Origin of the sequence: Streptomyces ossamyceticus, assembly GCF_001418475.1 — a bacterium.
GTDB lineage: Bacteria > Actinomycetota > Actinomycetes > Streptomycetales > Streptomycetaceae > Streptomyces > Streptomyces ossamyceticus.
Genome location: NZ_LIQX01000465.1, coordinates 1 through 10086, shown reverse-complemented (window position 1 = coordinate 10086; position 10086 = coordinate 1). Strand labels below are relative to the sequence as shown.

Genomic DNA, 10086 nt, shown 5'->3' with positions numbered 1-10086 from the left:
CGCGCGCTCGCCGAGGACGAGGATGTCGACGTGGTGTACGTCGCCACGCCGCACTCGGCGCACCGGGTCGCCGCCGGGATGTGCCTGGAGGCGGGCCGGGGCGTGCTCTGCGAGAAGCCGTTCACGCTGAACGTGCGGGAGGCCGAGGAGCTGGTCGCGCTGGCGCGGGGGCGCGGGCGGTTCCTGATGGAGGCCATGTGGATGTACTGCAATCCGCTGGTCCGGCGGCTCGCGGAAATGGTGCGGGACGGCGCGATCGGCGAGGTGCGGACCGTGCAGGCGGACTTCGGGCTGGCGGGGCCGTTCCCGCCCTCGCACCGGCTGCGGGACCCCGCGCAGGGTGGGGGTGCGCTGCTGGACCTCGGGGTGTACCCGATCTCGTTCGCGCAGCTGCTGCTCGGGGAGCCCTCGGACGTCACGGGGAGAGCGGTGCTCTCGGACGAGGGCGTCGACCTCCAGACCGGAGCACTGCTCTCCTGGGAGAGCGGTGCCATCGCGTCGGTGCACTGCTCCATCGTCGGCGGTACGGCCACCACGGCGTCGGTCACCGGCTCGCAGGGCCGGATCGACATCCCGAACGGCTTCTTCTTCCCGGACCACTTCGTGCTGCACCGCGACGGGCGTGAGCCCCAGGCCTTCGCCGCGGACCCGGCCGACGGTCCCCGTAACAGCTTCCGCCACGAGGCCACCGAGGTGATGCGGGCCCTGCGCGCGGGCGAGACCGAGTCCCCGCTGGTCCCGTTGGACGGCACCCTCGCCGTGATGCGGACGCTCGACACGATCCGGGAGCGCGTCGGCGTCCGCTACCCCGGCGAGGACGGCCGGCGGGACGGCGATCTGGTGGCTACACCGGCGTGAGGCCGGGGTTGCCCGCCTCCATCGCGAACGAGGCGACCGTGGTGAGGCCCGCGTCCGGCGTCGTCACGTACGGCAGGGCGTGGAAGTCGGCGCGGGCCTGCGTCCTGCCGAGGGAGACCGTCAGATAACCGCGGCGGCCGTTGTAGAACCGCATGTGCGGGTTGGCGGTCATGTAGGTGTCCCAGTTGGCGGGCTTGTCGGAGCCGTTGCCGCCGCTGCTGACGGAGGTGGCGACGAGTTCCGCGCCGACGGTGCGCGAGGAGCGGTCGTCGAAGTCGCGCTTGATGTCGAAGGCGTAGCCGACGTGGACGTCGCCGGTGAGGACCATCAGGTTCTCGATGCCGGCGTCCTCCGCGCCGGCGAGGACGCGTTCGCGGGAGGCCCGGTAGCCGTCCCAGGAGTCCATCGACACCTTGTAGGTCTCGCCGACGGCGTTGCGGCGCTGGGAGAAGGTGACCTGCTGGGGGACCACGTTCCAGATCGCGTCGGAGTCGGCCCAGCCGTCCAGCAGCCACTGCTCCTGCTCGTCGCCCGTGATGGAGCGCGCCGGGTCGGCTGACTCCGGGCCGGGTATCTGCCAGCCGTCGCCCTGGGCCTGGTTGTCGCGGTACTGGCGGGTGTCGAGGATGTCGAACTGGGCGAGGCGGCCCCAGGAGAAGCGGCGGTAGAGCCGCATGTCGGGGCCGTCGGGCCGCTGCCGGCGGCGCAGCGGCTGGTTCTCCCAATAGGCGCGGTAGGCGGCGGCGCGGCGCAGCAGGAACTCCTCGGGCGGGCTGTCGTGCTCGTCGTTGTCGCCGGCGTAGTTGTTCTCGGTCTCGTGGTCGTCCCAGGTGACGACGAAGGGGTGGGCGCGGTGGGCGGCCTGGAGGTCGGGGTCGGTCTTGTAGAGGGCGTACCGCAGCCGGTAGTCCTCCAGGGTGACGGTCTCGTGGTTGAAGTGGGCGGGCAGGACGCGGTCGGTGTAGTTGCGGGCGCCGCCGGCGGCGTTCACGGCGTACTCGTAGAGGTAGTCCCCGAGGTGGACGACGACATCGATGTCCTCGTTCGCGAGGTGTCGGTAGGCGGTGTAGTAGCCCTGGTCGTACCGCTGGCAGGAGACGGCCGCGAAGGAGAGCCCCGAGGCGCCGGAGAGATGGCCGCGTCCGGGGGCGGTGCGGGTGCGGCCGGTGTCGCTGATCCAGGAGCCGGCACGGAAACGGTAGTAGTACTCGCGGCCCGGGTCGAGGTAAGGGACCTCGACGTGGACGGTGTGGTGGAACTCGGGGTGGGCGATGGTGGCACCGCGTCTGACGACGCGTCGGAAGTCCTCGTCGCGGGCGATCTCCCAGCGGACGACGACGCGTTCGGCGGGCAGACCGCCGTCGGGCTCGTACGGCTTGGGGGCGAGCCGGGTCCACAGGAGCACGGAGGTGGGCAGCGGGTCGCCGGAGGCCACGCCGAGGGTGAAGGGGTTCTCGGTGATGTGGCGCGGGTCGAGTTCGGCGGCGGCCGCGGCGCCCGCCGTCGGGAGGTTGGTGGCGAGGGCCAGCGCGGCGGCGGCGGTGAGGGTGAGAAAGCGACGGCGGTCGAAGTGGCGTGCGGCGGCACGCAGTTCCGGTGAGTGGGACGAGTGCGGCGGGGTCGCCCTGTGGGCTGCGTGGGTCATCTGGCCTTCTCCTGAAGGTAGTTGTCCATGAGTATTGGAGTGGCCAGGTTCGACGATCTTCTGTCCCGTACACAACAGCCAGGTGGCGGACGCATGAGTTCCATATGTCCGGGCCCCTCCTGCCCGGTCCGCCGTGCCGCCTCCCCTACGCTGCGGGCCCATGAGGACCGAGGGAACGAAGATCGCGATCGTGACGGGTGCGGGCTCCGGTATCGGGCGTGCCGTGGCCCTGGAGCTGCTCGGCGCCGGATGGTCGGTGGCACTCGCGGGGCGGCGGGAGGAGCGGCTCGTCGAGACGGCGGGCGGGGCGCGGGAGGCGCTGTGCGTCCCCACGGACGTGTCACGGCCGGAGGAGGTGGCGGCCCTCCACTCCGCCGTGCGGGAGCGGTTCGGGCGGCTGGACCTGCTGTTCAACAACGCGGGGACGTTCGGGCCGGGCGGGGTGCCGGTGGAGGAGCTGGACTACGCGGCCTGGCGGCATGTGGTGGACACCAACCTCAACGGGGCGTTCCTGTGCGCGCAGGCGGCGTACCGGCAGATGAAGGAGCAGGACCCGCAGGGCGGCCGGATCATCAACAACGGCTCCATCTCGGCGCACACGCCCCGCCCGCACTCGGTGGCCTACACGGCGACCAAGCACGCGCTGACGGGCCTGACCAAGTCGCTGTCGCTCGACGGCCGGCCGTACGGCATCGCGGTCGGGCAGATCGACATCGGCAACGCGGCGACCGACATGACGGAGCGGATGAGCCGCGGGGTTCCGCAGGCGAACGGGCAGCTCATGGCCGAACCCGTGATGGATGTCGCCGATGTGGCCCGTACCGTGCGGCACATGGCGGAGCTGCCGTTGGAGGCGAATGTGCAGTTCGCGACGGTGATGGCGACGACGATGCCGTACGTGGGGCGCGGCTGAGCCCTGCCGGACACTGGTCCAGGACTCAACCTGCACAAACGGAAGCTGTTACTCCGGGCCATTCGAGCACGTGGGAGTCATATGCTCATCACTCCTCCACCGGAGCTTCACATCTCGGCTTCACAGTTGGAGGAGACGGCTTCCATCACCACACCGAGGGGGGATGGGGCAGCCGTCCCGCGCTCCGGAAGGGGGCGGACCTCGCGTGGGACCGCGAGGTGTGCACCGGGGCACGGGACGGCTGCCCCGCCATACCGCCCTCTCGTCCCGGGCGACTCCTGTACGCGGCTCAGCGCCCCAGGACCCGGTCGACCTCGGCCAGTTGGTCCGCGGTGAGCGGCCCCTTCGCGAGAGCGCCGGCGTTGTCCTCGGCCTGGGCGACCGAGCGGAAGCCGGGGATGGGCACCGTGCGCGGGCTGCGGGCCCAGAGCCAGGCGAGGGCGCCCTGCGCGAGCGTCCGGCCCCCGCTGGTGAGGATCTCCCGCAGCGCCTCGACCCGGTCGACCCACTCGGGGTCCGCCCCGCCGTCCGCGGTGAAGCCCGGCAGCCAGGCGGGCGGGGTGCTGCGGATGTCACCGGCCGCCAGCGCGCGCCCCGGTGTGTGCTTGCCGGTGAGCAGGCCCATGGCGAGAGGGCTGCGGTTGACGCTCGCCAGGTTCGACTCCTCGCACAGGGCGAGGAGTTCGGGAGCGTCCTGGAGGATGTTCAGCCGGTGCTGGACGGCTGTGCAGTGCGCGCCCTTCGCGAACACGGCGGCCCGGTCGGGGTCGTCGGTGCTCCACGCGTACGCCCGGACCAGGCCCTCGCGGACGAACTCCTCGCACAGGTCGCGGAGTTCGGCCGCCCGCTCGGGGTCGGCGTCGGACAGGTGGAGCTGGTACAGGTCGACGTGGTCCGTGCCGAGGCGGTCGAGGGAGGCGGTGAGGGCGCGGCGGGCGTGGGCCGGGGTGTCGTCCTGGCCGGTGAGGGTGCGGGTGCGCTCGTCGAAGACGTTGCCCCACTTGGTGGCCACGACGACGTCCGCGCGGCGCCGGCCGAGAGCGCGGCCGAGGACGCGTTCGCTGTGGCCGGCGCCGTACGCGTCGGCCGTGTCGAAGAAGGTGACGCCGAGGTCGAGGGCGCGGCGCACGGCCCGTACGGACTCCTCGTCGTCGACCCTGCCCCAGCCGAGCGGCTGCCCGTCGGCGGACTGCCACTCCCCGCCGATGGCCCAGCAGCCGAAGCCGAGTGCGCTGACCTGGATGCCGCTGCGGCCGAGGGACCTCGTGTACGTGTTCGTCTCCATACCCGAGGACGGTAGGAGTTGGAGCGCACGCGAAGGCAAGCCATCGCGGGGAAAAGTCCGGCGGGGTCAGGCCTGGCCGGTCTCGAAGTGGGAGATCCTGCCGTCGTCCGAGACCGTGAAACGCCAGGCGGTGCGCATCTCGCCCCAGGTGTCGTTGCGGTAGTTGGCGACCAGGGAGCGGCCACCGTCGGACTCGCGCTGGACCTCCATGTGGCCGTGGGAGGAGAAGATCTCCCGGTCGGTCCAGTCCGTGAGGTCCCGGTCGGAGCCGTCGTCCGACATGGTCGCGTCGTCGGCGAGGAGGGCCATGAAGGCGTCGCGGTCCTGCGCGTTCACGGCGTTGACGAAGGCGCGGACGGTCGGATCACTGAGTCTGGCGGGTGCGATCGTCATGCCCGTCAGCCTCACACCGCCGGTACCGGCCCGCCACCTCAGGCGCCCGGCGGAGTGGCCGCGGTGGGACCGGCGTCGACTGCGGCGCGTTCCGGACCTGCCACTCGAACGGCCGCGCGGGCGGCCCCGAGGCGTGTCATCGGTGCGACGGTGGATACGCGGGAGGGGAAACCGTCCGATCACCACCGTCCGTTCCGGGAGTCATCGTGACCACATTCGACCGACGTGATCTGGGCCTGCTGCTCCTCCGCCTGGGCACGGGCGGGGTCCTCGCCGCGCACGGGACGCAGAAGCTGTTCGGCTGGTTCGGCGGGCACGGCATCGAGGGGACCGGCGCCTTCATGGAGTCGGTGGGGTACGCGCCGGGCAAGGCCAGCGCCACCGCGTCCGGGCTGGCCGAGACGGGCGGCGGCGCCCTGCTCGCCCTCGGTCTCGCGACCCCCGCCGCCGGTGCCGCCGCGGCCGGCGCCATGGCGGGCGCCGCCGCCGTCCACACCCCCAACGGCTTCTTCAACACGAGCGGCGGCTACGAGTACGCCGCGACCCTGGGCCTGGCCGCCGCGGGACTCGCGATCGCCGGTCCCGGCAGGCTCTCCCTCGACCACGCGTTCCGCCATGTCGTCGACCGGGGCTGGATGGTGCCGTCGGCGCTCGCCTTCACGGCCGCCACCACGGCGCTGGTGATCGGCGCCCGGACCAAGCGGGTGCGGCGGCAGAAGGAGGGCGAGCAGGAGGCGTTGTTCGAGGAGTGACCTCCCCGCCCGGTACGGGCGTGGCAAGCTGCGCCCATGAGCGAGCGGATCGACGCCCCCGGCGACCCCCGGCAGTCCGGCGACGCCCCCGGCGACCCCTGGCCGACCGTGGAACTGCTGTACTCCTGGCTGGAGTCGAACCCCGTGCACGACGGCCGTGAGCTGTTGCTGCTGCGGCTGCTGAAGCTCCAGGAGGAGGTCGGCGAGGTCGCCGAGGCGGTGATCGGTGTCACCGGGTCCAACCCGCGCAAGGGCACCACCCACACCTGGGACGACGTACGGGCCGAGCTGTGCGATGTGATCATCACGGCGATGGTGGCGCTGCGCACCCTCGCCCCGGACGCCCGCGCGGTCCTCGCCGCCCATCTGGCCGGGGTCGCGGAACGCTCCCTGGGCGCCCGCCGTGGCTGACAACGCCTTCTGGATCGCCGCCCTCACGGCAGGTACCGCCGTGGTCGCGAGCTGGGTGACGAGCCGGGGCACGGCACGGGCCGCCCGGATCCAGGCGGACACCACCACGGGCGCCCAGCGGGTGGAGCGGCTCAGGCAGGCGCGGCGGGCGGCGTACGCGGACTTCATCGAGCAGGCGCAGCGGCTGAGCGACGTGCACTGGAAGGTGTCGGACATCGTCCGCGCCGCCGACGGCGGTGGGCTCGGGCCCCGGCAGGTGGAGGAGCTGCGGGCGCTGCGGGACCGGCAGCGGGAGGAGTACGCGGCGCTGCGGCACCGTACGTGGATCGTGTCGCTGGAGGGCCCGGACGAGGTCGCGGAGCTCGCCAACGCCGTACGGCGGTCGACGAACCCGTTCTACAAGGCGATGGAGGCGATGATCGAGGGCGACGCGGACGCGGTCGCCCGTTTCGACGCCTGCTACCGGCCGTTCTGGCAGGCCCTGAAGGACTTCATCAAGGCGTCGCGCGACACCCTGCACGCCATGTGAGAGCGGCGCGGGCTCCGCACGGTCATACCGGGGGGTGACTCGGTGGCCGGGTCGTACTGCGATGCGAGTACGCGGGATTGTCGGCAGCCGCACGACGACCCGGAGGGCCTCGGACCGGGAGTCTGTGCGGGTATCCCAGACATCTGACGTGGAGACCGCGCCCCATGGCAACCTTCCTCTATCGGCTGGGCCGGCTGGCCTTCCGTAAACGCTGGTACGTCACCCTCGTGTGGGTGGCGGTCCTCGGTGCCGTCGGTTTCGGCGCCGTCAAGGCCCCCGGAGCCTCCGCCGAGGAGTTCTCCATGCCGGGCATCGAGTCCCAGAAGGCGTTCGACCTGCTGGAGGAGCGCTTCCCCGGCATGACCGCCGACGGCGCCACCGCCCGGATCGTGTTCGTCGCGCCGGGCGGCGAGAAGGTCACCGCCGCCGGGAACAGGAAGGCGATCGAGGAGACCGTGGCCGACCTGGCCGACGGCTCGCAGGTCGCGAACGCCGTCGACCCCTTCCAGGCGCGGGCCGTCAGCCGGGACGGGTCCACGGCGTACGCGACCGTCACCTACAAGGTCGGCGCCAACGAGATCTCCGACGCCGGCAGGACCCACCTGGAGAACGCCCTCCACCAGGCCCAGGACGCCGGGCTGACCGTCGAGGCGGGCGGCGACGCGGTCTCCGAGCAGGGCGGCGCGGGCGGTACGGCCGAGGTGATCGGCGTCGCCATCGCCGCCGTCGTCCTGCTGGTGACCTTCGGCTCGCTCGCCGCGGCCGGGCTGCCGCTGCTGACCGCGCTGGTCGGCGTCGGCTTCAGCATGGCCACCATCCTCGCCCTGTCCGACGCGCTCGGCCTGTCCACCACCACCGGCACCCTCGCGATGATGCTGGGCCTCGCGGTGGGCATCGACTACGCCCTGTTCGTCGTCTCCCGCTACCGCGAGGAACGCGCCAGGGGCCGTACGCCCGAGGAGGCGATCGCCCTGGCCACCGGCACCGCCGGATCGGCGGTCGTGTTCGCCGGGCTCACCGTCGTCATCGCACTGGCCGGACTGGCCGTGGTCGGCATCCCGATGCTGACGAAGATGGGGCTGGCCGCCGCCGGGGCGGTCGTCGTCGCCGTGCTGATCGCGCTGACCCTGGTCCCGGCCGTCCTCGGGTTCTGGCCGAACGCGGTCCTGGCCCGCAAGGCCCGCAGGAGCGGCCGGCTGGAGGAGAGCGGCGACAACGGCGGCACCCGCTGGTCCCGGTTCGTGCTGCGCCGGCCCGTGCCCGTCCTGCTCCTCGGCGTCATAGGTCTCGGCGCGCTCGCCGTACCGATGACCGACCTCCAGCTGGGCATGCCCGGCGACGAGGCCAAGCCGACCTCCACCACCGAGCGCCGCGCCTACGACGCGCTCGCCGAGGGCTTCGGGCCCGGCTTCAACGGGCCGCTGACGATCGTCGTGGACGCCCGGGGCACCGACGACGCCAAGAGCGCCGCGGAGACGGTCGCGAAGGACATCGGCGCCACCGAGGGCATCGTGTCCGTCTCCCCCGCGCGGTTCAACGAGGCCGGCGACACCGCCGTCTTCTCCGCCGTGCCCGCCACCGCGCCGACCGACGAGAAGACCAAGGACCTGGTGACGGTCATCCGCGACGAGCGGCCCGGCATCGAGTCGAGGACGGGCGCGACCTACGAGGTCACCGGCACCACCGCCCTGAACATCGACATCTCCGACAAGGTGCAGTCGGCGCTGGTCCCCTATCTGCTGGTCGTGGTCGGCCTCGCCGTCCTGCTGCTGCTCGTCGTCTTCCGCTCGCTGCTCGTCCCGGTGAAGGCCGCCCTCGGCTTCCTGCTGTCGGTGCTCGCCTCCCTCGGCGTGGTCGTTCTGGTCTTCCAGCAGGGCCACGGCGCGGAGCTGCTGGGCGTGGAGCAGACCGGCCCGATCATGAGCCTGATGCCGATCTTCCTGGTGGGCATCGTCTTCGGGCTCGCCATGGACTACGAGGTGTTCCTCGTCTCCCGGATGCGGGAGGCGTACGTCCACGGCGACCGGCCCGACGAGGCGATCACCAGCGGGTTCCGGCACAGCGCCCGGGTGGTCGTGGCGGCCGCCCTGATCATGATCGCGGTGTTCGCCGGGTTCATCGGCGAGAGCGACTCCATGATCAAGATGATCGGCTTCGGGCTGGCCTCGGCGGTCCTGTTCGACGCGTTCGTCGTCCGGATGGCGATCGTGCCGGCCGTGCTCGCGCTGCTCGGCGACCGGGCCTGGTGGCTGCCGAAGTGGCTGGACCGCGCGCTGCCCCGCGTCGACGTGGAGGGCGAGGCGCTCAGCCGCCGCCCCGAGGCGGAGCCCGGCCCGGCGGCGCCCGCCGAACCCGAAGCGGCCCGCGTCTGACCCCCACCGCACCACCCCCCACCGGGGGCCGCCGTGGCGAACGCCACGGCGGCCCCCGGGGCGTGCGCGCCCCACGTCGAGCACCATGGTTCCCAGTCCCACCGACCGGAGTCCCGATGAGCATCAGCCTGGACCGGCGCTACGCCGACCGCCTGGAGGGGTTCTCCCAGAGCCATCCCTTCCTCATCGATCTGACGATGGCCGCGACGCTGATGGCGTGCGCGACCCTCGGCAGCGCGCTCACCCTGCCCGGCGCCGACACGCCGGACCAGGACAACGTCGGCGTCGCCCTCATGGGTGTGTCCTGTCTCGCCCTGCTCAGGCACCGTGCCCATCCGCGCACCGCCCTGGTCATCACGGCGCTGTGCACGATCGTCGCGGTCGCCCTCGGCTATCTGGTCACCCCCCTGCTGCTGGCACCGGTCATGGGCGGCCTGTACTGGCTGTCCACCCAGACCGACCGGAACACCACCCGCGTCTACGGCCTCACCACCATCGGGGCGACGACGCTGGCGGCGGTGTTCGCCGACTCCATGGACCACCTCTCCCTGCTGATCCGGACGATCGGCCCCGTCTTCTGGCTGCTGCTGCCCCTCGCCACGGGCAAGGCCACCCAGGTGCGGCGCGCCTATCTGAAGTCGGTGCAGGCCCGCGCCGAGCACGCCGAACGCACCCGTGAGGAGGAGGCCCGCCTCCGGGTCGCCGAGGAACGCATGCGCATCGCCCGCGACCTGCACGACGTGGTCGCGCACCATCTGGCCCTCGCCAACGCCCAGGCGGGCACCGCCGCGCACCTCACCCGCGTCGACCCGGAGCAGGCCCACCGGATCCTCACCGACCTGACCGCCACCACGTCGTCGGCGCTGCGGGAGCTGAAGGCCACCGTCGGTGTGCTGCGCCAGCCCGACGACCCGGAGGCGGGCCTCCT

Annotated in this window: 10 protein-coding genes; 7 read left to right on the top strand and 3 right to left on the bottom strand. The window is 72.4% G+C overall.

What is annotated here, in order from left to right:
• A partial coding sequence (locus tag AOK15_RS29545; RefSeq protein ID WP_055521400.1) for a Gfo/Idh/MocA family protein occupies positions 1-858 on the top strand: 858 nt, incomplete at its 5' end.
• Here AOK15_RS29545 and AOK15_RS29540 read toward each other — a convergent pair.
• Positions 845-2503: an alkaline phosphatase D family protein gene (locus AOK15_RS29540; RefSeq protein ID WP_055521399.1), complete on the bottom strand. Its 1659-nt coding sequence runs from the start codon at positions 2501-2503 to the stop codon at positions 845-847. The two genes, AOK15_RS29545 and AOK15_RS29540, sit on opposite strands and share 14 nt — an antisense overlap.
• Positions 2504-2663: 160 nt before the next feature.
• On the opposite strand from AOK15_RS29540, the gene AOK15_RS29535 reads away from it, so the two are divergent.
• Entirely contained in the window at positions 2664-3416 is a 753-nt protein-coding gene (locus AOK15_RS29535; RefSeq protein WP_055521398.1) for an SDR family oxidoreductase, read from the top strand.
• A gap of 289 nt (positions 3417-3705) precedes the next feature.
• Here AOK15_RS29535 and AOK15_RS29530 read toward each other — a convergent pair whose 3' ends face one another.
• Both AOK15_RS29530 and AOK15_RS29525 read right to left on the bottom strand, forming a co-directional pair.
• Positions 3706-4701, bottom strand: coding sequence for an aldo/keto reductase (locus AOK15_RS29530; protein WP_055521397.1), 996 nt, complete (start codon positions 4699-4701; stop codon positions 3706-3708).
• A gap of 66 nt (positions 4702-4767) precedes the next feature.
• Positions 4768-5094, bottom strand: coding sequence for a nuclear transport factor 2-like protein (locus AOK15_RS29525; RefSeq protein WP_055521396.1), 327 nt, complete (start codon positions 5092-5094; stop codon positions 4768-4770).
• A gap of 206 nt (positions 5095-5300) precedes the next feature.
• Here AOK15_RS29525 and AOK15_RS29520 point away from each other — a divergent pair, with 206 nt between their 5' ends.
• The 5 genes from AOK15_RS29520 to AOK15_RS29500 form a co-directional block, all read left to right on the top strand.
• On the top strand, positions 5301-5846 hold the full coding sequence (locus tag AOK15_RS29520; RefSeq protein WP_055521395.1) for a DoxX family membrane protein: 546 nt from the start codon (positions 5301-5303) through the stop codon (positions 5844-5846).
• Between the two features lie 36 nt (positions 5847-5882).
• Positions 5883-6257 carry a MazG-like family protein gene (locus tag AOK15_RS29515; protein WP_055521394.1) on the top strand — a complete coding sequence of 125 codons (375 nt, stop codon included), beginning with the start codon at positions 5883-5885 and terminating at the stop codon, positions 6255-6257.
• Positions 6250-6786 (top strand): hypothetical protein, encoded by a 537-nt coding sequence (locus AOK15_RS29510; RefSeq protein WP_055521393.1) that lies wholly within the window; start codon positions 6250-6252, stop codon positions 6784-6786. The genes AOK15_RS29515 and AOK15_RS29510 overlap by 8 nt, the downstream gene beginning before the upstream one ends.
• A gap of 164 nt (positions 6787-6950) precedes the next feature.
• On the top strand, positions 6951-9158 hold the full coding sequence (locus AOK15_RS29505) for an MMPL family transporter (RefSeq protein ID WP_055521392.1): 2208 nt from the start codon (positions 6951-6953) through the stop codon (positions 9156-9158).
• Between the two features lie 116 nt (positions 9159-9274).
• On the top strand, positions 9275-10086 hold an 812-nt coding region (locus AOK15_RS29500; protein WP_240508652.1), incomplete at its 3' end, for a sensor histidine kinase.

Bases quoted from the DNA above. Each gene is read 5' to 3' on its own strand.
- AOK15_RS29540 (WP_055521399.1), bottom strand. From the start codon at position 2,503: ATGACCCACGCAGCCCACAGGGCGACCCCGCCGCACTCGTCCCACTCA.
- AOK15_RS29535 (WP_055521398.1), top strand. From the start codon at position 2,664: ATGAGGACCGAGGGAACGAAGATCGCGATCGTGACGGGTGCGGGCTCC.
- AOK15_RS29530 (WP_055521397.1), bottom strand. From the start codon at position 4,701: ATGGAGACGAACACGTACACGAGGTCCCTCGGCCGCAGCGGCATCCAG.
- AOK15_RS29525 (WP_055521396.1), bottom strand. From the start codon at position 5,094: ATGACGATCGCACCCGCCAGACTCAGTGATCCGACCGTCCGCGCCTTC.
- AOK15_RS29515 (WP_055521394.1), top strand. From the start codon at position 5,883: ATGAGCGAGCGGATCGACGCCCCCGGCGACCCCCGGCAGTCCGGCGAC.
- AOK15_RS29505 (WP_055521392.1), top strand. From the start codon at position 6,951: ATGGCAACCTTCCTCTATCGGCTGGGCCGGCTGGCCTTCCGTAAACGC.